This is a genomic window from Kitasatospora sp. NPDC057015, from assembly GCF_042673745.1.
Taxonomy (GTDB): Bacteria; Actinomycetota; Actinomycetes; order Streptomycetales; family Streptomycetaceae; genus Kitasatospora.
The window spans coordinates 131810-154328 of sequence record NZ_JBHUSG010000001.1; the positions used below are offsets into that span (position 1 = coordinate 131810).

The window sequence follows — 22519 nt, forward strand, 5'->3', positions numbered from 1 at the left end:
GATGATCGGGGCGGGGCCGGCCTACAGCTCCGGCGCGGTGGCGCCGTCGCCCAGCCTGCCCGTCCAGGCGGCACTGTCCACGAAGGCGCAGATCACCGTCCGGTGCGGCCGCGCCGTCAGGGTGTTGCCCAACGGCAGGAGGACGTCGATCCGGACGGAGGCGGGGACCGCTCGGCCCTGCTTCCGGTCCTTGGCTGCTGCCGCACAGGCCTCCCGTGCCCCGTCCGCCCGCTCGGCCGCGCCGCCGTTGATCGCGTCGCCCATGTCCGCGGTGGCGAACACCTCGCCGTGGTGCGGCTGCGCACACGGTACCGCCGTCACCTCCGAAGCGAGGTTCGCCTCGGACGGCTGGAGGCCGAAGCAATCGCCGACCCGCAGGTCGTACCCGCTGACCGTCCGGACGTGCTGGTCGTCGGAGGTCCCGTCGCCGAACACGGATGTGCCGACGATCGCCCATGTCGTGCAGAGCACCAGGCCGGTCACGGCGGCCCAGCGCCCGCTCTGCTTGGTCCGCCGGATTCGCAGCAGTGCCGCGATGCCCAGCAGGAGTCCCAGTGGCCAGAGGAATCCGATGACTCCGGGTACCAGCGAGGCGATCGCCAGGCGGCTCCATCCGGGCCGGGCGTGCGGGTCGTCGTCATGGATCGAGCCCTGGACGAAGGACCTGAACACCTCAGACTGTTCGGGGTGTTCGGGATGCCCGGCGGACCGGTCGCCGCCGTCCTCGTGCGGTCCCGCAGTCCCGTTGCCGAAGACCGGCCCGTTCGATTCCTGAGCGGACACGAGTCCTCCACGGCAGTCGTGATCGAGCGGCCGGTCCCGATCCGGAACGGCCTTGGGAGCCGCCTCGCCCGACAGGCCGCCGCACAGTGCATCACACTCCGACAGGTCCGGTCGACGGACTTTTCCACGCGCGTTCGATCCGCGGGCCGGGCCGCTCCGACGCCCGCTGCAGGGCCCACCGAGACCGGCGGGCCGGGCGGGGACTCGCCGGTTCAGGACGTCCGGATCACGGGGTCGGACCGGAGTGGTGGCCCTGGCCGAGGGCCCGTCGGACGAAGGCGCCGATGCCGGAGCGGGTGGCGCCGAAGCCCGTCTCGTGGTCCCAGACGTCGGTGCAGCCGGGGCACTGGAGGTGGAGCAGGCTGCCGGTGTTGGAGAGCAGGTAGCGCCAGTGCTCCGCGCAGTTCCGGCCGGCGCGGCAGGCTTCGCAGGTCTCGTGCGTGCGGCAGTTCGGGCAGGGGGCCCAGGCGCGGCGGCCGATGTCCGCCTGCGGGTCGATGGGCAGCATCTCAGAGCCCCCGTCCGCGCCGGTCGCCGGCCGCCGTGCGGCCCTCGTGCGACCGCTGCCGGCCCGTGCCGGGGGCCGGGGCGCCGGGGCGGCCGGCCTGCCTCGGGGCTGGGTTCGCGAGGGTGCCGGTGGGCGCGGCCGGGTGCCGGCCGGCGGCGGGGAGGTTCGAGAGCATGGGACGTCAAGTTAGGTAAGGCTGCCCTTCCTGTCAAGTCACTCGCGGACCACGACCGCCCTCGAACGACAGGGGGCCGGCGCGGAACCGAGCGCCCGACCCCGCCGGCCGGGTGGCCGACGCACGCCTCCCCGGCCCGCCACCTCCGCGCCATCGAGTGTTCAACTCCCCCATCGCGGAACGGAACCGGGAATTGGACTGGACCACTGCCGGCGGCCGCTATGCTCCCCCGGTGACCTCGACGCACTCCTCGCCCCGCAGGCGGATGGCACCACGGGCGAGCCCGGGCCGCTGGATCGGCCTCGTCCTCGCCGCCCTCTACCTCGCGGGCGACGGGTGGCTCGTCGGCTCCGCGGTGCACTGGATGTCCGTGCACGACAGCTGCACCAGGAATCCCCCACCGGACTGCGCCTCCACCGCCGTCTGGGCCGCGCTGACGCCCATCGGCGGGTTCTTCCTCTTCGCCGTCGGGCTGATGGCCGTCCTGGTGCTCTCCGTCGGCGACGGGCCCGCCACCTCACTGCTCCCCGGCGCCGTCGTACTCGGCGGCGTGACCTGCGTCCTGCTGGGCACGCTGTACGCGATCGGATCGCCGAACCCGTGGCTGCTGGGCTCGACCGCCCTCAGTGCCCTGCTGGCGGTCGGATCGGCGACCCTGGAGGAACCGCGCCGCCGGCGTCGGGCCCTCCTCCGGGAGCAGGCCGACGCGAGGGCGGCGCGGCTGGCGCAGCACGGAGTGGAGGTGCGCGGCACGATCGTGGACTTCCACGGCACCGGCAACCACGTCAACGACGACCCGGAGCTCCGGGTGACGATCAGCTTCACCACCGCCCGGGGAGCACGGCACACCGAGACCTTCACCGCCGTCGTCCCCGTCTACGACCCGCTCCGACGCGGCGGCACGGTGACGGTCCGTCACGATCCTGACGACCCGACGGTACTGGATGTCACCATCGACCGCGCCGCCCACCCCGAGGATCGCGTCGACGCCACCGTGGCACCGGACCTCCCCTCCGAACTGGCGCAGCTGACCGCCCTGCACCGGAGCGGGGTGCTCACCACCTCGGAGTTCGAGCAGGCGAGGAGCCGTCTGCTCGACGACCCGCGGACGACGCGCCTCCCCTGAGCGACCGCCCGGGCCGCACCGCGCCCGCGCGCCGACGGGCGTCCGGCCTCCGGACCCGCCGCCCCCGGCTCCGCCCGCGCCGCCCGCGCCGCCCCCGGTCCGCTCCCCGGGGGTCCGCCCCCGACTCCGCATCCGATTCCGTACCCGCCGGTAATTTACCCTGTCCGAGCCCTGGACAGCCGGTCCGGATTGGACCACGATTCACCCCCATGACCCTTGCCCCGATCCCCCGGGACTCCACGCACACCGCGCTCCTGGACGCCGTCCTCGGCGTGGCCGAGGACACCGCGGCGCTGCTCCGCGACCGCCCGGACACCACCGTGCCGATCCCCGGGGCGCAGTGGACGGTCGGCGAGGCGGCGGCCCACCTCGCCCTGGTCAACGAGCTGATGGCCGCCCTGGCCGCGGGTGAGGAGCGGCCCTACGGGGACGGCACGCCGTCCGGGCTCGCCGCGGCCAACGCGGCGGAGCTGGCCGCCTTCCCCCAGCGCGACGGCACCGTCCTCGGCGAGGAGATCGTCCGCCAGGCCCGCGCCTTCAACGAGGCCTTCGCCCGCCGGCCGGCCTCGGATCCGATGCTCACCCCGCTCGGCCCGATGGACCTCGCCACGCTGGGCTCCTACCTGCTCACCCACATGCTCGGCCACGGCTACGACATCGCCGTCGCCGTGCGGGCCCGGCACATGATCGACCGCCACCGGGTGGAGCTGACCCTCCCGTTCCTGACCACCGCCATGCCGCGGGTGGTCGACGGCAACTCGGCGGCGGGCCACACCGCCTGCTACGAGCTGCGGCTGCGCGGCGGTGCCCGCTTCACCGTCACCTTCCGGGACGGCGCCGCCGAAGTGACGCCCGGTCCGGCCCGGCGCCCCGACTGCACGATCCGCACCGAGCCGGTCGCGTTCCTCCTGATGGCGCTCGGGCGGTGCGGCCCGTACTCGGCGCTGGCCCGGGGCAAGGTGCTGGCCTGGGGGCGCCGGCCCTGGCTGTCGGCGGGCTTCCCGCTGCTGTTCAAGGCGCCGTGACCGGGCCCGGCCCTCGGTAGGAGCGGCCCGACGGTCATCGAGCTGCCGGCCGGCCGGTGGGCCCGGTCGACGACCACCTCCACCGCCGGATCACCGCACTCGGCCCGACCCGGCGTCCGCCTCCTCCCGCAGGCCGAAGAGCGCGAACACCTCCGCGTCCTGGAACACGGTCGTACGGCCGATGCCCGAGGCGGTGACGGTGAACGCCTGGAAGCCGTGCGGCCGGAACACTCCGTCCCGGCCGCGGACGTACGCCGCGACAGCCTGACCGCCGGTACCCGAGACGTCCCGAGCCCGACCGCCCGCACGCCGGACGCGCCGGGGCGGGCACACGCGACACCCGGGGCGGGACCTGGAGGCAGGTCCCGCCCCGGGTGTCCGCGGCAGATCACGGGGCGAGCGGGTCAGGGCAGCTTCTTGAGGCCGCCGCCGGTCAGCACGTAGCCGGGGGCGAGGCCCGCGGGGTCGGTGCGGACGAGTTCGACCAGGGCGCCGCCGGCGATCTCGGGGGTGAGGACGGGCCCCATCTGCTGGAGGTACTCCTCCTGCGTCTGGCCGTTGTAGGCGGCGTAGGCCCGGGCGGCGGAGCGGCCGAGGTCCGTCAGCGGGGTCATCCGGGGCAGCACCGCGGTGAAGGTGATGTCGAGCCCGGCGCGGTCGGCCTCCTCCTGGGCGTAGGCCGTGATGAAGCGCTGGGTGGCCTTGGCGCCGGCGTAGCCGCCGCTCAGCGGCGAGCCGGCGAGGGCGGCGCCGCTGCTGAGGACGATGACCCGGGTGCCGGGGTGCAGCGGCTTGAGCAGGGTCTCGCGCAGCCAGTGGAAGGTGATGCGGACATCGCTCTGCCAGTTGGCGGAGAAGGTCTCCCAGGTGTGCTGCTGGAGCGGGCGCATGTGCGGGTTGGCGCCGGCGACCAGGACGAGGGTCTGCGGCTCGTGGTCGTCCAGCAGGCGACCGGCCACGCTGGGGTCGCCGGCGTCCGCGAGCTCGGTGCGGATGGTGCCGGAGCCGTTGGCGGGCTCGGGGAACTCGGTGGCGGTGCGGGACACGGCGATCACCGGGGCGCCGGCCTCGGCGAAGGCCGTGGCGATGCCCCGGCCCAGGCCGCGGCTGGCACCGACGACGATCGTGGTACGGCCGGACAGGTCGCTCATGCTGTTCTCCAAGTCGTTGGTGTTCCACGGGACATGGATGTGCTGCGGTCGAACTCGCCTCGGGCCACTGTCACGGTTCGTGGACCGTTTGTCACGGCGGCACCCTCCGCGCGGACGGCGTGTCGCGGGGCGGCGGGCACGCGGTGACGGGCACTCACGGGCACGCGGTGACGGACGCTCGGTGACGGACAGGCGGTGCCGGACACGCGGTGCCGGGCGGCGGGCCCGGCGGCTAGGAGGCGCTGCGCTCGCGCTCCTTGAGGGTCCGGCGCTCAATCTTGCCGACCGGAGTCCGGGGGATCACCTCGATGAACTCCACGCGGCGGATCTTCTTGTAGGGCGCGACCCGTTCGGCGACGAAGGCGGTGATCTCCTCGGGGGTCGCGGGCTCCCTGGTGACCACGAAGGCCTTGGGGATCTCGCTGGCCTCCTCGTCGGGGACGCCGATCACGGCCGCGTCGGCGACCTTGGGATGGGTCATCAGGACGGCCTCCAGTTCGACCGGCGAGACCTGCTGGCCCTTGTACTTGATGAGCTCCTTGATCCGGTCGACGAGGAAGAGTTCGCCGTTGTCGTCGACGTGGCCGAGGTCCCCGGTGTGCAGGAAGCCGTCGGCCTCCAGCACCGCCCGGGTGGCCTCCTCGTCGTTGAGGTAGCCCTTCATCACGTGCGGGCCGCGGACGAGGATCTCGCCGTCCTGGTTCCGGTCCAGTTCGCGGCCGGTGGTGATGTCGACGATCTTGCACTCGATGTTGGGGCTGGTGCGGCCGACCGAGCCGGCCGCGGCGCCGTCGAGCTGCATGAACGACACCAACGCCTCGGTGAGGCCGTACCCCTGACCGATGCGTACGCCCAGCCGCTCGTGGACCAGACGGGCGGTCTCCGGGTCCAGCGCCGCGCCGCCGGAGACGATCCCGCGCAGGGAGGAGAGGTCGTAGCGGTCCACCAGCGGGCTCTTGGCGAGCAGGACGGCGATGGTGGGCACGATGTAGAGCCGGGTGACGCGGTGCTCCTGGATGGCCCGCAGGTAGGCCTCGGGATCGAAGCGGGGCATGGTGACCAGGGTGGCGCCCTGCAGGAGGCTGGCGTTCAGCGTCATCAACAGGCCGAAGGCGTGGTGGAACGGCGGCACGGCGAGCACCGTCTCGCCGTCGTCCAGCGGCGCGACGACGCTCGTCTGCAGCACGTTGGCGGACATGTTGCGGTGGGTGAGCATCACGCCCTTGGGGTGGCCCGTGCTGCCGCTGGAGTGCAGCAGCGCGACCACGTCCCGGGCCGACTCCACCGGCACCGGGGCGAACGGGGCGTCGGTGGACTCCCCGTGGGCCAGCAGGGCGGAGAACGGCGTGGCGCCCTCCGCCTCCCCGAACACCACGACCTCCTCGACCTTGGTGCGGGTGGTCAGTTCTGCGGCCCGGGGCGCCTCGGCGGGCACCGTGACCAGCAGCCGGGCGCCGCAGCCGTTGAGGTGGGCCGCGAGGTCGTCCGTGGTGTCGAGGGGGTTGAGGACCACCACGGTGGCGCCGGCCGTCGCGGCGGCGTGGAAGGCGATCGGGTACTCGGGCAGGTTCGGGGCGAGCAGCGCCACCACGTCGCCCGCGCCGAGGTCGCGGGCCTGCAGCGCGGCTGCCACCCGGTCCACCGCGGCGGCGAGTTCGCCGTACGTGTAGCTGGTCTCCCCCGTCACGTCGACGATGGCGACCCGGTCCGCGTTGCGCTCGGCGTGGCGGAGGACGAAGGCCGTGAACGACGTGTCCGGGACGGGCGTCGGCGGATGCGGACTGGTGAAGATCATGACGTGCTGTCCGAGCGGGTGTAGGTGCTCAGGCCGGGCTGGTAGGCGCGCTTCTCGAACTGCTTCAGGGCGACGTTGATCCACTCGCTGCCGGTGAGGCGGGACAGCTCCCAGAGCTTGGCCTGGTCGTAGTCGATGGCGGTGGGCAGGTCGGTGGCGCGGTTGTGCTCGTAGACCTGCTTGGCGAGGTGGAGGGTCACGGGGTTCTTCTTCAGGAGCTTGCGCACCAGGCGGTCGGTCTCCTCGTCGAGCTGTTCGGCGGGGACGGCCTTGTTGACGAGTCCGTACTGCTCGGCCTGGCGACCGGTCAGGGTGTCGCCGGTGAGGATGTAGTAAAGGGCCTGCTTGCGAGGCAGGTTGTGGGCGGCGGCCCAGGAGGCGCCGCCGGCGGGGAAGATGCCGAAGTTGATCTCGGAGAGTCCGAACAGGGCGCTCTCCGAGGCGACGGCGAGGTCGCAGATGCCGGTGACGAGAACACCGCCGCCGAACGCGAAGCCGTTGATCTTGGCGACGGTGACGGCGGGGAAGGCCTTGAGGCGCTTGAACCAGGTGAGCGCGACGAGGTTGGTGCGGTAGAAGAGCTGGGGGTCGTCGTAGGGCTTGAGGAAGCACTCCTCCAGGTCCATGCCGGCGCTGAAGCTGTCGCCGTTTCCGGTGATGACCACGACCTTGACGTTTCCGTCGGCCTCGATCTCGTCCAGGGCCTGGTTCATGTCCAGGTGCATCTGGGGATTCATGGCGTTCTTCTTGTCGGGCCGGTTGAGGAATATCGTGGCCTTCGGGCCGTCGATCTCCAGGTTCACGGTTTCCAGCGTGATCATGCGATGCTCCTGCTTTCGCTCGGCGATGTGCGCTCACGGCACTGTCGGCCGTCCGGCCGGGAATTGGGGTCGCTACGGGCGGGCCTTTCCCCGGTGCAGCGACCGGCGGGTACGAGCATCACAGGGCCCATATCCGCACCGCTTCTCCCAGCGTGCTCTTGCCGTCCGCCGGCCGACCGGCCATCGTGCCGCCACGGCCGGAACCCGGCCCGCACACCCGGCCCGCCGCTCGGCTCGCCCACCTGGCTGCGCACCCGGCCGACCGGCCCGACGGCCGGGTCGTGGAAGCGTGTTCGGCCGGGTGTCGCAGTCGCTGCCCGGTCCCGCGACCACCGGCGCGGTCCCTTTCGACTGCGACACCCCGACCCGGCCGGGGCACGGCCCCCGTGTCCCGTGCCCCTCCGGCGGGCCCGCCACCGGCCCCCGAGCGCTTCCGACGACCCGGCACACCGTGAGTCTGCGGGAAAGGACGGTGTGTTCGACTACTTCCCGATTGCCCTTCCCCGCAGCGCGGAACGGTCAACGGAATGGGCGGCCGAAGGGAGGGCACGTTGGAAGAGGTGCGGGGGCGTGGAACTCCTCGATGATGGCTGTTGTCGCGCCCCGGGGACGGTTCACCCGTGACGGTCAGGGGTCGGATTCCCGGGGCGGCGGATCGGGGCCGCCCCGGTCGGCCCGCGCGGCCCGCTCCACCCGAATCACTGCACGGGATTCGTTCGACGGGATTCGCTTCGCCGGATTCCTTCGGCGGGATTCGCTCCGCCGGATCCGTGCTGCTGAATTCCGGCCGTCGGATTCGGTGCGCTCGATTCCGGCCGGGCGTTTTCCTTTCCCGCTTGCGAGGCCGGGGTTCCGCGCCGTGCACGGAACCCGGCGGGTGCCACCGCAGGGACGAAGCCCGGCGGGCACCGTCGCGGAGGACGGTGCCGCCGGGCGGCCGGGCGTTTCGTCAGAAGGTGATGCGGACCTTCAGCGCCTCACGCGCGTCCATCGCCCGGTACCCGTCCGGGACCCCGTCCAGACCCACCGCACGGTCGAACACCAACCCCGGATCGATCGCCCCCGACAACACGTCCGGCAACAACTGCGGAATGTACGCCCGCGCCGGCGCCACCCCACCACGCAACGAAACGTTGCGCCCGAACATCTGGCCGACGTCCACACCCGCACTCCCCCCGTGCGGCACCCCCACATACCCCACCGCACCACCGTCACGCGCGATCGAGATCGCCGTCCGCATCGACTCCTCCGTCCCCACCGCCTCCAACACCGCATGCGCCCCCTGCCCACCGGTCAACTCCCGCACCGCCTCCACCGCACCCTCCCCCCGCTCGGCCACCACATCCGTCGCACCGAACTTCCGCGCCACATCCGTCCGCGCCTCATGCCGCCCCAACGCGATGATCCGCCCCGCACCCAACCGGTACGCCGCCAACACCCCGCACAGACCCACCGCACCGTCCCCCACCACCGCCACCGTCGACCCCGCCCGCACCCCCGCCGACACCGCCGCATGATGACCCGTCGCCATCACGTCCGACAACGCCAACAAACCCGGCAACAACCGCTCGTCCGACACCGCATCCCTCGGCAACCCCACCAGCGTCCCGTCCGCGAACGGCACCCGCACCGCCTCACCCTGACCACCGTCCGACCCCACCTGCCCCCAGAACCCACCGTGCGGACACGACGTCTGCAACCCCTCCCGACAGAAGTCACACGTCCCGTCCGACCACACGAACGGCGCCACCACGAAATCCCCCCGCACGAAACCCCGCACCTCCGACCCGACCTCCTCCACCACCCCCAGGAACTCGTGCCCGATCCGCTGCCCCACCTCCCGAGCCGCCACCCCCCGGTACGCCCACAGATCACTCCCGCAGATACAGGCACTCACCACCCGCACCACCGCATCGGTGGCATGCCGAACCACCGGATCCGGCACCTCCTCCACCCGAATGTCACTGGGGCCGTGGATCACGGTGGCACGCATGGGGACTCCTGCACTTGCGGACGGTACGGACGAACGGCGACGGCACAGGCGTGCCGGCACGGTGTGACTGCGAGTCGTGACCAGGACGGTGCACAGGCTCCCGACCAGCCTCCTCCCCCACCCACCCCCACGTCCAGCTACATCATCTACACGTTCGGGCTAAGCTCTTCTTATGCTTGACGTCCGGCGGCTGGTGCTGCTCCGCGACCTGGCGGATCACGGCACCGTGACCGCGGTCGCCGAGCTGCACCGCGTCACGCCCTCCGCCGTCTCGCAGCAGCTGCGCCTGCTGGAGGAGGAGACCGGCAGCCACCTGCTGGAACGCACGGGCCGGGCCGTCCACCTCACCGCCGCAGGACGCCGCCTGGCCCGCGACACCGAGGACGTGCTGACCGCCCTGGAACGCGCCCGCGCCCGCCTGCACACGGGCGCCGAGCAGCCGGCCGGCGAGTTCCACCTCGCGTGCTTCCCGAGCGCGCTCTCGCCGCTGGCCGCGCCGCTGGGCCGGGCACTGGAACTGGCGCACCCCGAACTGAGGCCGCACATCACCGAGGCGGAACCCGACGCCGCCGTCCGGCTGCTGCTGGGCCGCGGCGTCGACCTGGCCCTGACCTACCGGTACACCAACCTGGCCGCCCCCGCGTACACCGGCGTCGAGACGCACCCCGTCTGCACCGACCCGCTGGTCGCCGTCCTGCGGACGGACCACCCGGCGGCCGGGGCGCCGGGCCGGCCGATCGACCTCGGGGAGCTGCGGGAGAGCGAGTGGATCGCGGCCCCCGCGCAGTCGGCCTGCGGGCAGGCCCTCCTGCACGCCTGCCGGGCCCGGGGCTTCACCCCCCGGGTGCGGCACACCTGCTCGGACTTCTCCGCGATGCTCTCGCTGGCCGCGGCGGCGGGCCAGGTCGCCCTGGTGCCCGCACTGGCCGCGACCCGCCTCCCCGACTCGCTCACCTCGCGTGCCGTCGCGGACCAGGGCCTGGCCCGGGAGGTGGAGGCGGCCATCCGACCGGGCACCTCCCGCGAGCCTGCCGTGGCGGCCTCGCTCCGCGCCCTGCGGCGCCTCATGGGCGCCGAGGAGGCCGATTCGGCGCCCGGTACCGGTGCCCGTCCGTGAATCGGTGCCCCGTGCTCAGTCGCGACCCCGGGCCCGACGGTTCCCCGGCGCCACGGGGGCGGAACCGGACGAACGCCCCGGGGCCGTCCGCGTCCGGGCGGCCGCCGACGACGCCGAGACGAGTACCACGAAGGTGCTGATCGCGTAGAACAGGGCCGGGCCGGCACTGAAGATCCGGAGTTGGGACTTCAGCGCGTCGTGGTACTCGGGCTCGGTGAGTTCGACCCTGCTGCTGTGCTGCGGCTGGTCGGTCGTGTTCCAGTAGGTGTAGTAGTAGCCCGACGCGTCCGCCCGCACGTCCTGGGCCGTACCGGCACCGGTCGCGAAGCCCAGCAGGCACGCCCCGACGACCACCGGGTAGGCGAGTTGCAGGACGCGTGGCAGCAGCAGGACGTACCTGACGAGGTGTCGGGCATCGCCCCGGCCCAGCACCCGGGCCAGGCCCGCGCCGCGGAACAGCGCGACGGCGAAGACCGGGAACAGCCCGACGAACAGGCTCATCACGAGCCACTTCGGCGCGGTGTACCCGCCGGGCAGCCAGGTCGAGGCCATGCACAGCAGGGCGGCCCCGCAGAGCGCCCACGCCAGCACGAAGTGGACCCGGTAGCCGCCGCGCAGCTCCCCCATGTCGATACCCCCGCAGGTCTCTTGATCACGCCCAGCCCAGCTTGCCGCACCGCGGCGATCACGAGAAGCCCCCGGGACGCGGGAGTTCGGCCCCGGCTCCGCGGAGGTCAGCGGCTCGCGCCGGCCGGTTCGAGCAGCAGGGCGCCGATGAGGTCCAGTTCGGTGTGGATGTCGCCGAGGGTGCGGCAGTCGGCCGTGAAGGCCGGGGGGCGGCCGGCGGCGCCGCGGCCCTCCAGGGCGTCGGCGAGGGCGGCCAGGCCCTCGGTGACCTGACGTGCGGCCGGGCCGGGCGGGAGCGGCCGGCCGTGACCGAGGCGGACGGAGCAGGCGGTGGCGGCGTCCGCGATGCGCTCCGCACCGGCCGTCACGGCCAGCCAGTCGCGGTCCGCTCCGGCGGTCAGCTCCGCGGTGGAGACCTCGGCGGCGGCCCGGGCCTGCGAGAGCGAGTGGTAGGCGGCCCGGCGCAGCTGCGCGCGCTCGCCCGCGTGCCGCTCGTCGGCGGGCGCCGCCAGGACGTGGTCGACGTAGCGCAGCGTGTGCCGCAGCGCGTGGGCGGAGCGGTGCCCGACCCGGGACCCGGCGTCGGCCAGCCGGGGCAGGTGGCCGACCAGCAGCACGATGGCGCAGGCGATCGCCGTGTCGGCCAGCCGGGAGCCGGCCGCCCCGGTGTCGCCGCCGACGCCGGCGAAGCACAGGACGGTGACGGTGACCACGGCCGTCTGCAGGGCGAAGTGCCGGGCGGCGAAGGGGATCAGGACGCCGCAGCCGACGAGCGCCGCCACCGCCCACCAGCCCGTGAGTGCGCCCAGGGCGGTGGCGGCGAGGACGGCCGCCAGGGTGCCGGCGAGCCGGTTGACGGTGCGTGAGAACAGCGGTCCGTAGTCGGGTTTCACCAGGAAGGCGGCGGTCACCGGCAGCCAGTACCCGTGGTCGGCGTCGAGCAGCAGGGCGACGGCAGCGCTGGCGGTGACGCAGACGGCGACCCGGAGTCCGTACGCGCGGCCGATCGGTCCGGCCGGGTGGACGCCGCGCCCGAGCCCTCCCGTCCACGCGGTGCGGCCGAGCGGCTTGTGGCGGTCGGTGACGACGGCGCCCTCAGCGGCGCCCTCACCCTCGGCGTCGAGGTCGGACGGGGTGGAGCTGAAGGCGAGGCAGGCCTGGAGGACGGCGGCGTCGAAGGCGCTGCGCGCCGCGCTGCCGGCCGCCGGGGCGGAGAGCCGGCCGGGGTCGGTGTCGGCGCGGACGGCCTCGGCCAGTCGCCTGGGCCCGGCGGAGACGCGGGGCGGCAGCTGCTGCCCCTCCCAGAGCAGGGCGACGCTCGCCTCGCAGAGGGCCGCGGCGGCGGCGAACCGGCGGGTGAGGCGGGCCGTGGCCGCGCCGGGTCGGCCGGGCAGGCGCAGCAGCCCGTGCAGCCGGAGGGCGAGGTCGGCCTGGTCGAGTGCGGTGGTGAGGCGGCGGCGCGCGGCTTCGGCGCCGGGGGTGCCGACGGCGTCCAGGGCGTCGGCGAGCGCCTGGAAGACGGCGGCGACGGCCAGCCGCTCGTCGTGGTGGCGCCCGCCGGCCCGCTGCCCGGGGTGCGGCAGGAGCCGCAGGGCGAGCAGCCAGCCGGCCCCGGCGAGGTAGCACGCCGGGCCGGTGGCCGGGCCGGTGGTGAGCGGCATTCCGGCGCCGACGACGGCGAGGACGAGCAGTTGGACGGCGCCGGCGGAGCTCACCGGGCCGGCGACGCTGACCGCGCCGGAGACCAGCGCGAGGAGGAAGAACGGGAGCAGCGGCCACCAGCCGGCCTGCTGTCCGAGGAGCCCGCCGAGGACGAGTCCGGTGGCGCCGGCGAGGGCCGGCAGGCCGATCTGGACGAGTCCGAGGCGGCGGGTGCCCGGCCGGTCGTTGATCCCGGCGAACATCGCGCCGAGGCCGGCGAGCACGCCGGCCTGGTGGTGTCCGGTGAGCAGGGCGGCCGCCAGCAGCGGCCCCATGGCGAGGGCGCCGCGGGCCATCGCGGGGCGCGGCAGGGGCCCGCGCTGCCAGCGCAGGGGGTGGACGAGCCAGTTCGGCAGCCGTTCGGCCGGGGTCACCGGTGTCGATCCGTCAGGACGCGCGCCCACGTTCCTCCTCGGGCCAGGGAACCCGGGCCGCAGATCCTGGGCCGGGGCCCTCGGTGTGGGGCGCTCGGTGCAGGGGCCCTCGGCCGGGGTCTCGGTCAGGGTGTTCCCGCAGGTTATCGGGCTTGTTGGTCGGCACTGCTGCCGCTCGGTTACAGCCGGATGTCGGCCCGCGGGCGAGTCCCGCCCTGCCGGGTCGGGTCGCCGGCGGCGCCCGACCGCGGGCCGGGGCAGGGCGCCGAGCGGACCGCGCGACCGTGCGCCGGGCATCGGGCGACCGGGCATCGGGCACCGTGTGCCGGGGCGGGCCCTAGGCGCGGCGGCCGAAGACGGGCCCGAGGACGAGTTCGGCCGCTCCGGCCGCGACCGCCCAGGGCCCGGCCGTGCTGACGGACACCGCCACCGGCTGCCAGCGGGCGTCCGGGATGCGCTCCCGCAGCTGTTCGGCCACGCCCGCCCGGTAGGTCTCGGGCCGTTCGAGGATCACCCGGCCGCCGAGCACGACCCGGTCGACGTCCAGCACCCGGACCAGGTTGGCCACGCCGACGCCCACCAGGCGGGCGGCGGCGGCGTGGTCGGCGCGGCGCAGTTCGGCCAGGCAGAGCGCCTCCAGGCAGCCGCGGTTGCCGCAGTCGCAGAGCGGCCCGTCGACCAGGAGGGTCTGGTGGCCGAACTCGCCGGCGTTGGTCCGGGCGCCGCGGTGCACGACGCCGTCCAGCAGCAGGCCGGCGCCGAGGCCGCCGGCCAGGTGGATGTAGGCGACGCCGCTGCCGGGTGCGGCGGCGGCTCCGGGGGCCTCGGTGAGCGCGGCGGCGTTGGTGTCCTTGTCGACCACGACGGGCAGCCCGGCGAGCCGGGCGGCCAGTGCGTCGCGCAGCGGGAACCTGTCCCAGCCGGGCGTCCCCGGGTCGTGCGGTGAGCTGAAGGTGCTGAACCAGTGCAGCACTCCGCTGCCGTGGTCCAGCGGCCCGCGGCAGCCCGCGCCCACGCCCAGCAGCCGGGCGCCCGGCGGCGCCTCGGTGGCGGCGGCACGTACCTGGTCCGCGATCAGCTCGACGGTGGGCGCGGGGCCTCGGGCGGTGTCCACCGGGACGGTCCGCCGGTACCGGGGCCGGCCGGCCAGGTCGACCAGCAGCACCGTCAGTTCGTCCCGGTCGAGGTGGACTCCGACGGCGCAGCCGGCGTCCGGGCGCAGCCGGAGCAGGGTGCGGGGTTTGCCGCCGGTGGAGGCGGCCTGGCCGGCTTCTTCGACCGTGCCGTCCGTGAGCAGCCGGGTGACGATCTTGCCGACCGCCTGCGGGGTGAGTCCGGTCTCGGCTGCCAGCTCCACCCGGCTGCCGCCCTCCGGCCTGCCCCGCAGCAGCCCCAGGACCAGGGCGGCGTTGTGGTCGCGCAGCCCGACCAGGTTGGTTCCGGCCGGGGCGACGTGCGGCGTACTCATGCGCTCCATTCTGCCTGCCCTTGCACTTAGGAAACAGCGTTGTTTAACTGGAGCCATGAACACTCCGAGTACCGGCCTGCGGGTCGGCCTGGTCGGGTACGGCCTGGCCGGCGCGGCCTTCCACGCCCCGCTCATCGCCACCACCCCCGGCCTGCGGCTGCAGAGCGTCGTCACCGCCAGCCCCGAGCGCCGCGAGCAGCTCCGGCGCGAGCACTCGCAGGCCCGCGCCGTCGACACCGCCGAGCAGCTCCTCGCCGACCCGGACGCGCTGGACCTGCTGGTGATCGCCTCCCCCAACCGCACCCACGTGCCGCTCGCCCGGGCGGCGCTGGAGGCCGGCCTGCCGGTGGTGGTCGACAAACCGCTGGCCGCCACCGCCGCCGAGGCGGCGAGCCTCGCCGACCTCGCCAGGGAGCGCGGGCTGCTGCTGACGGTCTTCCAGAACCGCCGCTGGGACGCCGACTTCCGCACCGTCCGGCAGCTGATCGACCGGGGCGAGCTCGGCGCCGTGCACCGGTACGAGTCCCGCTTCGAACGCTGGCGACCGCAGCCCGGCGCGGGCTGGCGCGAGTCCGCCGACCCGGCCGAGGTCGGCGGCATCCTCTACGACCTCGGCAGCCACCTGGTCGACCAGGCACTGCAGCTGTTCGGCCCGGCCGTCCGGGTCCACGCCGAGGTGGACGTCCGCCGCCCGGGCGCCCTGGTCGACGACGACGCCTTCGTCGCCCTCACCCACGCGAACGGCGTCCGCTCGCACCTGTGGATGAGCGCGCTGACCGGCCAACTCGGGCCGCGCCTGCGGGTGCTGGGCGACCGGTCGGCGTACGTGAGCCACGGGCTCGACCCGCAGGAGGACGCGCTGCGCGCCGGCCGGCGGCCCGGACCGGGCTGGGGCGAGGTCCCCGAGTCCGGCTGGGGCCTGCTCGGCACCCTGGACGAGGCCCGACCGCACCGCCCGCTGCCCGGCGACTACCCCGCCTTCTACGCCGGCGTGATGGCCGCGCTGCGCGACGGCGCGCCGGCCCCCGTCGACCCGCGCGACGCCGTCGCCGCCCTGACCGTTCTGGAGGCCGCGGTGCGCTCGGCCGCCGAGGGCCGCACGGTCGCACTCGCCGAGGAGGTCCACGCATGAGCCCCGAGGAGATCACCGAGCTGATCCGCCGGATCGAGGACGAGGAGCGGCGGCTCGTCCTGCCGGGCTTCGACAACGAGGACGCCTGGCGACTGGGCGGCGCCCTGGTCGAGCTCGCCCGCGAGTGGGGCGCGCCGGTCACCGTCGACATCCGGCGCGGCACCCAGCAGCTCTTCCACTACGCCCTGCCCGGCACCTGCGCCGACAACGACGCCTGGCTCCGGCGCAAGACCCGCACCGTGGAGCGCTACGGCCACGCCTCGTACCTGGTCGGCCTGCGCTTCGCGGCGCAGGGCACCACGTTCGAGGAGAAGTCCCGGCTCGACCCGGACACCTACGCCGCGCACGGCGGCGCCTTCCCGCTGACGGTCGCGGGAGTCGGCGTGGTCGGCACCGTCGCCGTCTCCGGCCTCCCCCAGGCCGAGGACCACCGCCTGGTCGTCGCCGCACTGGAACGCCACCTGGCTGCGCGCTGACCCACCCGCCGGTCCGGGCCCGCCCCTCGCCGAGCGTGGGGCGGGCCCGGACCGGGAGCGCGCCCGGCCCGTCGAGGGCCCGGTCCGGTCGGCCCCGACGCGACCCGCCCGCACCCGCCGGGGGTGGCCCCCACCGGCGCGGACACCACCGGGCGACCGGTGGCGGAGTCGATCGCGGTGACCTGGTCCGCCGCTCTCCGGGACGACGCAGCACCTGCCGTCCCCGCTCACCGTCGCCCGGTACGGCTTCGAGGCGGGCACCGGCGGGCTCTCCCGAAGAGTGGCCAGGTCCACCACCGTCGAGCAGGCCGTCCTGCGGGCGCTCGGCCAGAGCACCGGCCGCTCCTTCGAGCGCGAATACCCCTGACCGGCGCCCCCCGACCCGCCCGGCGGACACCGATCCGGCCCCTACGGTCACCCACCGCGACGCCGGCGGCGGGCCGGTCCCACTCTGACCGGAATGGCATGTCCGCGACCCGATAATCCCTGGTCGGAGCCCTTCTCAGACGCCCCGCGCGGGTCTAGCATTCCGGCACGGCGGCCCCACCACTCACACCCCAGGGCCGCCGAGCAGCCCGGCCGCGCCCCCCTGCGGCCGGAGCCTCCCACGGCCGGGACCGGGGCTCCCCCCTCCCACGGTCCCGGCCGGCTGCACCACCCGCGCACCCCCGCGCGCGGCCCGCCGCGCCGCACCGGCGGACGGCCCGAGCGACGACCGGAGCGAGCCGGGGCCGGGCCGGGGCCGCGCCGATGCCCGGGATCAGGCCGGCCTGGCCAGGCCGAGGTCGTAGGCGAAGATCACAGCCTGCACCCGGTCCCGGGCGCCCACCTTGGCCAGCACCCGCCCGACATGGGTCTTCACCGTGGACTCCGCCAGCACCAGCCGCCGGGCGATCTCCCCGTTCGTCCAGCCCTGGGCGATCGCCACCAGGATCTCCCGCTCCCGCTCGGTCAGGGCCCGCAACCGGGGATCGTCGGTGACCGGCTCACCCGGCGCACGGACGGGCAGGTGGTGGGCGTACGCGTCCAGCAGCCGCCGGGTGAGGCCGGGGGCGATCACCGCGTCGCCGGAGGCCACCGCCCGGATCCCGGCCAGCAGTTCCTCCGGCAGGGCGTCCTTGAGCAGGAACCCGCTGGCCCCGGCGCGCAGCGCCGCGTGGGCGTACTCGTCCATGTCGAAGGTCGTCAGGACGAGCACCCGGCAGCGCCCGCCGGCGGCGACGATGCGGCGGGTGGCCTCGATGCCGTCCATGCCCGGCATCCGGACGTCCATCAGGACCACGTCCGGGCGCAGCTCGGCGGCCTTGCGGACGGCTTCGGCGCCGTGGCCCGCCTCGCCGGCCACGTCCGTTTCCGGGGAGCTTTCCAGCAGCATGCGAAAGCCCAGCCGCTGGAGGGGCTGGTCGTCCACGATGAGCACGGTCGTCACGAGCTGAGGCCTTCGGGGTCGGCGGGCGGGGTCGGGGTGCCGGGCAACGGGGTCGGGGGCGGCGGGCCCGGGGCGGCGGCCGGCGGACTGAGGGTGAGCAGGGCCTCGACCGTCCAGCCGCCGCCCGGGCGCGGCCCGGCGGTGACGCTCCCGGCGTAGAGGGCGGCGCGCTCCCGCATGCCGGCCAGGCCCTGCCCCTGGGTGTCCGCGGGCGCCGGCACGTCGGGGCCGCCGCCGGGCGGGCCGGTGTCCTCGACCCGGACGGCGACCGCCGGGCCGTCGACCGTGATCCGCAGCCTGGCCGTGGTCCCGCTGCCCGCGTGCTTGAGGGAGTTGGTCAGGGCCTCCTGGGCGATCCGGTACACCACCAGCTGCGCTCCGAGGTCCAGGCTCTCCAGGTCCCCGCCGGTGCGGTAGGTGACCTGCGGGCCGGCCGCCCGGACCCGCTCGCACAGGTCCGCGAGGTCGGCGAGGCCCGGTTGCGGCCGCAGGCCCGAGCCCTCGTCGTCCTCGCGCAGCACGCCGAGCATCCGGCGCATCTCCCCCAGGGCCTCGCGGCCGGTGCCCGCGATCAGCTGGAGCGCCTCCTTGCCCCGGCCGGGGTTGACGTCGGCCGCGTAGGCGCCGCCGTCGGCCAGGCCGATGATCACCGACAGGTTGTGTCCGATGATGTCGTGCATCTCGCGGGCCACCCGCGCGCGCTCCGCGGCGGCGGCCAGCGCCGTGCGCTGGTCGCGCTCGATCTCCAGCCGGACGGCCCGCTCGCGCAGCGCGGCGACGTGGGCGCGGCGGATCCGCAGGGCGAGACCCAGGGCGACGGACGCCGTCGCCGCGCTGGCCAGGAAGAAGAGGGCGTCGCCCACCGTGACCAGACTGGACACCTGCACCGCGACGAGGCCGAGTGCGCCTGCCATCACCGCGCAGGCGTACGGCAGGTGCCGCAGGCGGCCGTGCAGGGCGAGGCCGTACAGGGCGATCAGCAGCGCCACGTCGGCGCGCAGCACCACCAGCAGGCTCCACTGCACGACGAAGACGGCCGCGATCACCCCGTAGGCGAGGGACGGCGCCCGGCGGCGCCACCACAGCGGCAGGACCAGCGCGGCCTGGAAGGCCAGGATCCCGGCCACCGGGAGCTGGGTCAGGCCGGCCCGCAGCCCGCGGGGGCCGCCCCGGTGGACCAGGTCGGGCAGGCAGGACAGCACGAGGACCACCAGGACGACGGCGGTGTCCAGCAGCCACGGACGGTCCTGGTCGAGTCGGCGCAGCCGCTGTCCGGCCGCCGCCAGGCGGGCCACCAGGGGGTGCGCCCAGAGCGCTTCCGGTCCCGGCGGGGCCGGCAGCAGCGGCGGCCCGGCCGGCGGCGGGCCCGGCCGGGCGGCGGCGGTGAGGTCGGTGGTCACGAGGTGCACCCGTCCATAGTGGGCGAGGACCGGCGGCGGGCCGACCATCCGGTGGCCGCGCCGCCGGCCGCGCCGGGCTCCGGCGGTCAGGCGTCGGTGCGGGCGAGGCGCCAGGCCGCGGCGCCGGCGGCCAGCACCGTCCACGCCGCGAGGACCAGCAGTCCGGTGCCCGGGGTGAGCGTGCCGGCCGCGTGCCGCAGCGCGAACATCGACTCGCCCGCGTTGCTGGGCAGGTAGGGGCTGATGTCGTCCTGCCACGAGGTCGGCAGCAGGCTGATCAGGCCCGGGACAAGCATCAGCGAGGCCACCAGCACGGAGATGCCGCCGGCGACCGAGCGCAGCAGGGCGCCCAGCGCCACCCCGATGACGCCGACCAGGCCGAGGTAGAGCCCGGCGCCGAGCAGGCTGCGCACCACACCCGGGTCGGACGGCGAGAGCGCGGCGGGCGTACCGGAGACGATGCCGCTGCCGATCAGGAAGGCGGTGAGGACGCCGGCGGTGCCGACCAGCAGCGCCACCACCCCGTACACCGCGATCTTGGACCACAGCACCGGCAGGCGGCGCGGGACGGCCGCCAGCGTGGAGCGGATCATCCCGGTGGAGTACTCGCCCGCGGTGACCAGGACGCCCAGGACGCCCAGGGCGAGCTGGCCGAAGTTGGTGCCGAACAGCGAGAGGCGCACCGCCGTGGCGTCCGCGAAGTCCCGGTCCAGACGGCCGCCGGAGGTGATCCTGGACTTGTAGTGCGCACAGGCGATGATGCCGAAGGCGACCACGAACAGCAGGGCCAGGCCGAGGGTGATCCAGGTGGAGCGCAGCGACCACAGCTTGGCCCACTCGGAGCGCAGGACCCGCCGCCCGGTGACCCGGTGGACGGTACGGGCGGGCGCGGCGGCGGCCGGCTCGCCGGTGTGACTCGGGGCGATGGTGCTCATGCCGCCCTCCCGGGGGTCTCGATGCCGGTGGTGGTGCCGTGGTACTCGACGGCGTCCCTGGTCAGGTCCATGAAGGCCTCCTCCAGGGAGACCGCCCGCGCGGTCAGTTCGAACAGCGCGATGCCGTGCTCGGCGGCCTTCAGTCCGATCTCCCGGGCCGTCAGGCCGACGACCTGCAGCTCCTCCGAGCCGGCCCGGCCGGTGATCTCCACGCCGGGCCCGGCGAGCACCTCGCGCAGCCGGCCGGGGTCCGCACAGGCCACCTGGACGGTGTCGCCGCCCGCCTGCCGGACGAGGTCCTGGACGGTGGTGTCGGCGAGCAGCCGGCCGCGGCCCACCACGATGAGGTGGTCGGCCACCAGGGCCACCTCACTCATCAGGTGCGAGGAGACGAACACCGTACGGCCCTCCGCGGCGAGCCCGGTGAGGAGGTTGCGGATCCACAGCACGCCCTCCGGGTCGAGGCCGTTGACCGGCTCGTCCAGCATCACCGTCGCCGGGTCGCCGAGCAGGGCCGCCGCGATGCCGAGCCGCTGGCCCATGCCCAGCGAGAACGCTCCGGCGCGCTTCTTCGCCACGCTCTGCAGGCCCGTCAGCTCGATGACCTCCTCGACCCGGCGACGCGGGATCCCGTGCGTGTGGGCCTGGGCCATCAGGTGGTCGAAGGCGGAGCGCCCCGGGTGGATCGACTTGGCCTCCAGCAGCGCGCCGACCTCCTGGAGCGGCGCGGCGTGCTCGGCGTAGCGGCGGCCGTTCACCAGCACCGAACCGCTGCTCGGCGCGTCCAGCCCGACGATCATCCGCATCGTGGTGGACTTCCCGGCACCGTTGGGGCCGAGGAAGCCGGTCACCGATCCGGGCCGGACGGTGAAGTCCAGCCGGTCGACCGCCGTCTTCTCCCCGTAGCGTTTCGTCAGCTGCTGCGCCTCGATCATGGGTGCTCCCTCGCGCTCGGGCACCGGCCGACCCGGCTGCCTCGATGACCACGCTAGGTGCGGACCCGGTGCGGACCGTGGTACCCGGGGCGCGAAGCTCCGCCGACCGGTGGTACCGCGGTACTACCGCCGGGCGCGACCGTGCCCGGCGCGGGACGGCGGGAACGGCACCGGGGACGGCGGTAACGGCGGCGGTAGCGGCGGCGGGGACGGGCGCTCCCGGGGGTCGTCCGGCTGCTTTCGCGCATCCCGTCCCCGGGGTGGACCATGGCGATAGGGCCCGGGCGACCGGGCGGAGCGTGTCACCCCGAGAGGAGCGGCCATGTCGTCGAAGCGGCGCCGTAAGAAGAGGGCACGTCGTAAGCACTCGGCCAACCACGGCCGTCGGCCCCAGTGCTGAACCTGGAGCCCGTGGTGAACGGCCGGCCGCCGGCCCCGGGAGACCACCCCCGGCGGCCGGCGGCCGTGCGGCGCTGAGCGGCCCCGTACCCGCCGGGCGGACGGCCCCGGTGCTCCTCGCCCCCCTACCCCTGCGTGGGTCCGGCTCGCCGCGGGGCAGCGCCGGGGAGGCCGACGCGGAGAGGATGGCGGAGATGGCGAACGGGTCTGGCACGGCGGTCAGGTGCGTCGTGGTGGCGGTGGACGGCTCGGAGCAGAGCCTCCGGGCGGTCGACTGGGGCGCCGACGAGGCGGCGCGCCGACGGGTGCCGCTCCGGCTGGTGCACGCCTGCCTCTGGGAGCGCTACGAACGGGACACCGAGGACGAGGACGAGCCGCTGTCCGTCCGCAACGAGGTCCGGCAGCTGATCGCCGCCGCGCTGGAGCGCGCGGCCGAGCGGCAGCCCGCCGTGGAGACGGCCACCGAGGTGATCCCCGAGGACGCCGTCCCCGCGCTGCTCGGGCTGGGCGGCCTGGCGCCGCTCCTGGTGCTGGGGCACCGCGGCCGCGGGGGCTTCGAGGGGCTGCTGCTCGGCTCGGTCGGGCTGCGGGTGGTGGGGCGGGCCGAGTACCCGGTGGTGCTGGTGCGCGGGGAGCCGTCCGAGCCGACCGGCCGGCTGGTCCTGGCGGTGGACGAGAACGAGCGGGCGACGGCCGCCGCGGCCGGGTTCGCGGTCGCCGAGGCGCGGGTCCGGGGTGCGGAGCTGGACCTGGTGCACGCCTGGCAGCGCGAGTCCTTCCGCTCGGGCGGCTCGATCCTGATGACCGACGTGACGGCGGAGGAGCTCGCCGGGCGGCTGGTGGCCGCCGTCCCCCTGCCGGACGCCGACGGGTTGACCGTCCACCGGCGGGCGCGACGGGGGCGGGCGGCCAAGGTGCTGCTGGAGGCGGCCGCCGGCGCCGACCTCGTCGTGCTCGCGGCGGGGCGGCACGCCCACGGCGGGCTGCAGTTGGGCTCGGTCAGCCATGCGGTGCTGCATCACGCGCCGTGCCCGGTGGCCGTGGTGCCCGTCGGCTGACGGTGCGTCATCCGACGATGTACCGACCGACGATGTACCGGCCGACGGAGTACCGACCGGCGATGCCCCGGCCGACGGGCACGCGGGGCAT

Annotated in this window: 20 protein-coding genes and 1 pseudogene; 6 read left to right on the forward strand and 15 right to left on the reverse strand. The window is 75.0% G+C overall.

Features of this window, described 5'->3' with window-relative positions:
• Positions 1-21: 21 nt before the first annotated feature.
• On the reverse strand, positions 22-783 hold the full coding sequence (locus ACFTWP_RS00545; protein ID WP_380261062.1) for a DUF4190 domain-containing protein: 762 nt from the start codon (positions 781-783) through the stop codon (positions 22-24).
• A 226-nt stretch (positions 784-1009) separates the two neighbouring features.
• A complete protein-coding gene (locus tag ACFTWP_RS00550) occupies positions 1010-1291 on the reverse strand; it encodes a hypothetical protein (RefSeq protein ID WP_380261064.1) in 282 nt (93 codons plus the stop codon).
• A gap of 407 nt (positions 1292-1698) precedes the next feature.
• Between ACFTWP_RS00550 and ACFTWP_RS00555 the strand changes: the two genes are divergently transcribed.
• Entirely contained in the window at positions 1699-2592 is an 894-nt protein-coding gene (locus ACFTWP_RS00555) for a DUF3592 domain-containing protein (RefSeq protein ID WP_380261066.1), read from the forward strand.
• A 209-nt stretch (positions 2593-2801) separates the two neighbouring features.
• A complete protein-coding gene (locus ACFTWP_RS00560; RefSeq protein ID WP_380261068.1) occupies positions 2802-3617 on the forward strand; it encodes a maleylpyruvate isomerase family mycothiol-dependent enzyme in 816 nt (271 codons plus the stop codon).
• A gap of 90 nt (positions 3618-3707) precedes the next feature.
• On the opposite strand, the gene ACFTWP_RS00565 is transcribed toward ACFTWP_RS00560, so the two are convergent.
• The 5 genes from ACFTWP_RS00565 to ACFTWP_RS00585 all read right to left on the reverse strand — a co-directional run bounded on the left by ACFTWP_RS00565 (position 3708) and on the right by ACFTWP_RS00585 (position 9377).
• Positions 3708-3848 carry a hypothetical protein gene (locus ACFTWP_RS00565; RefSeq protein WP_380261069.1) on the reverse strand — a complete coding sequence of 47 codons (141 nt, stop codon included), beginning with the start codon at positions 3846-3848 and terminating at the stop codon, positions 3708-3710.
• Between the two features lie 173 nt (positions 3849-4021).
• Entirely contained in the window at positions 4022-4768 is a 747-nt protein-coding gene (locus ACFTWP_RS00570) for an SDR family NAD(P)-dependent oxidoreductase (RefSeq protein ID WP_380261071.1), read from the reverse strand.
• Positions 4769-5000: 232 nt separating this feature from the next.
• Positions 5001-6563 carry an AMP-binding protein gene (locus ACFTWP_RS00575; protein ID WP_380261073.1) on the reverse strand — a complete coding sequence of 521 codons (1563 nt, stop codon included), beginning with the start codon at positions 6561-6563 and terminating at the stop codon, positions 5001-5003.
• Positions 6560-7384, reverse strand: a complete 825-nt coding sequence (locus ACFTWP_RS00580) for a p-hydroxycinnamoyl CoA hydratase/lyase (protein WP_380261075.1) — start codon at positions 7382-7384, stop codon at positions 6560-6562. Before ACFTWP_RS00580 ends, ACFTWP_RS00575 begins: the two co-directional genes overlap by 4 nt.
• Positions 7385-8333: 949 nt before the next feature.
• Positions 8334-9377 (reverse strand): zinc-dependent alcohol dehydrogenase family protein, encoded by a 1044-nt coding sequence (locus ACFTWP_RS00585; RefSeq protein ID WP_380261077.1) that lies wholly within the window; start codon positions 9375-9377, stop codon positions 8334-8336.
• A gap of 172 nt (positions 9378-9549) precedes the next feature.
• Between ACFTWP_RS00585 and ACFTWP_RS00590 the strand changes: the two genes are divergently transcribed.
• Positions 9550-10494, forward strand: a complete 945-nt coding sequence (locus ACFTWP_RS00590; RefSeq protein ID WP_380261079.1) for a LysR family transcriptional regulator — start codon at positions 9550-9552, stop codon at positions 10492-10494.
• A 15-nt stretch (positions 10495-10509) separates the two neighbouring features.
• Here the strand turns inward: ACFTWP_RS00590 and ACFTWP_RS00595 are convergent, their stop codons facing one another.
• The 3 genes from ACFTWP_RS00595 to ACFTWP_RS00605 all read right to left on the reverse strand — a co-directional run bounded on the left by ACFTWP_RS00595 (position 10510) and on the right by ACFTWP_RS00605 (position 14664).
• The gene (locus ACFTWP_RS00595; RefSeq protein WP_380261081.1) at positions 10510-11121 is read right to left on the reverse strand and encodes a hypothetical protein; all 612 of its coding nucleotides are present in this window, start codon (positions 11119-11121) and stop codon (positions 10510-10512) included.
• Positions 11122-11228: 107 nt separating this feature from the next.
• Entirely contained in the window at positions 11229-13196 is a 1968-nt protein-coding gene (locus tag ACFTWP_RS00600) for an FUSC family protein (protein ID WP_380261083.1), read from the reverse strand.
• A gap of 337 nt (positions 13197-13533) precedes the next feature.
• On the reverse strand, positions 13534-14664 hold the full coding sequence (locus ACFTWP_RS00605; RefSeq protein ID WP_380261085.1) for an ROK family protein: 1131 nt from the start codon (positions 14662-14664) through the stop codon (positions 13534-13536).
• Between the two features lie 55 nt (positions 14665-14719).
• Here ACFTWP_RS00605 and ACFTWP_RS00610 point away from each other — a divergent pair, with 55 nt between their 5' ends.
• The gene (locus ACFTWP_RS00610) at positions 14720-15796 is read left to right on the forward strand and encodes a Gfo/Idh/MocA family oxidoreductase (protein WP_380261087.1); all 1077 of its coding nucleotides are present in this window, start codon (positions 14720-14722) and stop codon (positions 15794-15796) included.
• Positions 15793-16272 (forward strand): heme-degrading domain-containing protein, encoded by a 480-nt coding sequence (locus ACFTWP_RS00615; RefSeq protein ID WP_380261089.1) that lies wholly within the window; start codon positions 15793-15795, stop codon positions 16270-16272. Before ACFTWP_RS00610 ends, ACFTWP_RS00615 begins: the two co-directional genes overlap by 4 nt.
• Positions 16273-16341: 69 nt before the next feature.
• Here the strand turns inward: ACFTWP_RS00615 and ACFTWP_RS00620 are convergent.
• The 5 genes and pseudogenes from ACFTWP_RS00620 to ACFTWP_RS00640 form a co-directional block, all read right to left on the reverse strand.
• Positions 16342-16575: pseudogene (locus ACFTWP_RS00620) on the reverse strand (YncE family protein); the annotation flags it as partial.
• 457 nt (positions 16576-17032) lie between these two features.
• Positions 17033-17701 carry a response regulator gene (locus tag ACFTWP_RS00625; RefSeq protein WP_380261091.1) on the reverse strand — a complete coding sequence of 223 codons (669 nt, stop codon included), beginning with the start codon at positions 17699-17701 and terminating at the stop codon, positions 17033-17035.
• Entirely contained in the window at positions 17698-19110 is a 1413-nt protein-coding gene (locus ACFTWP_RS00630; RefSeq protein WP_380261093.1) for a sensor histidine kinase, read from the reverse strand. Before ACFTWP_RS00630 ends, ACFTWP_RS00625 begins: the two co-directional genes overlap by 4 nt.
• A gap of 77 nt (positions 19111-19187) precedes the next feature.
• Positions 19188-20036, reverse strand: a complete 849-nt coding sequence (locus ACFTWP_RS00635; RefSeq protein ID WP_380261095.1) for an ABC transporter permease — start codon at positions 20034-20036, stop codon at positions 19188-19190.
• The gene (locus ACFTWP_RS00640; protein ID WP_380261097.1) at positions 20033-20971 is read right to left on the reverse strand and encodes an ABC transporter ATP-binding protein; all 939 of its coding nucleotides are present in this window, start codon (positions 20969-20971) and stop codon (positions 20033-20035) included. The genes ACFTWP_RS00635 and ACFTWP_RS00640 overlap by 4 nt, the downstream gene beginning before the upstream one ends.
• A gap of 593 nt (positions 20972-21564) precedes the next feature.
• On the opposite strand from ACFTWP_RS00640, the gene ACFTWP_RS00645 reads away from it, so the two are divergent.
• Complete coding sequence (locus tag ACFTWP_RS00645; RefSeq protein ID WP_380261099.1) at positions 21565-22428, forward strand: universal stress protein; 864 nt, start codon at positions 21565-21567, stop codon at positions 22426-22428.
• Positions 22429-22519 lie beyond the last annotated feature (91 nt).

Coding starts and splice junctions, on each gene's coding strand:
- ACFTWP_RS00575 (WP_380261073.1), bottom strand. CDS start 6,563: ATGATCTTCACCAGTCCGCATCCGCCGACGCCCGTCCCGGACACGTCG.
- ACFTWP_RS00560 (WP_380261068.1), top strand. CDS start 2,802: ATGACCCTTGCCCCGATCCCCCGGGACTCCACGCACACCGCGCTCCTG.
- ACFTWP_RS00635 (WP_380261095.1), bottom strand. CDS start 20,036: ATGAGCACCATCGCCCCGAGTCACACCGGCGAGCCGGCCGCCGCCGCG.
- ACFTWP_RS00550 (WP_380261064.1), bottom strand. CDS start 1,291: ATGCTGCCCATCGACCCGCAGGCGGACATCGGCCGCCGCGCCTGGGCC.
- ACFTWP_RS00605 (WP_380261085.1), bottom strand. CDS start 14,664: ATGAGTACGCCGCACGTCGCCCCGGCCGGAACCAACCTGGTCGGGCTG.
- ACFTWP_RS00570 (WP_380261071.1), bottom strand. CDS start 4,768: ATGAGCGACCTGTCCGGCCGTACCACGATCGTCGTCGGTGCCAGCCGC.
- ACFTWP_RS00590 (WP_380261079.1), top strand. CDS start 9,550: ATGCTTGACGTCCGGCGGCTGGTGCTGCTCCGCGACCTGGCGGATCAC.
- ACFTWP_RS00615 (WP_380261089.1), top strand. CDS start 15,793: ATGAGCCCCGAGGAGATCACCGAGCTGATCCGCCGGATCGAGGACGAG.
- ACFTWP_RS00595 (WP_380261081.1), bottom strand. CDS start 11,121: ATGGGGGAGCTGCGCGGCGGCTACCGGGTCCACTTCGTGCTGGCGTGG.
- ACFTWP_RS00645 (WP_380261099.1), top strand. CDS start 21,565: ATGGCGAACGGGTCTGGCACGGCGGTCAGGTGCGTCGTGGTGGCGGTG.
- ACFTWP_RS00610 (WP_380261087.1), top strand. CDS start 14,720: ATGAACACTCCGAGTACCGGCCTGCGGGTCGGCCTGGTCGGGTACGGC.
- ACFTWP_RS00585 (WP_380261077.1), bottom strand. CDS start 9,377: ATGCGTGCCACCGTGATCCACGGCCCCAGTGACATTCGGGTGGAGGAG.
- ACFTWP_RS00640 (WP_380261097.1), bottom strand. CDS start 20,971: ATGATCGAGGCGCAGCAGCTGACGAAACGCTACGGGGAGAAGACGGCG.
- ACFTWP_RS00580 (WP_380261075.1), bottom strand. CDS start 7,384: ATGATCACGCTGGAAACCGTGAACCTGGAGATCGACGGCCCGAAGGCC.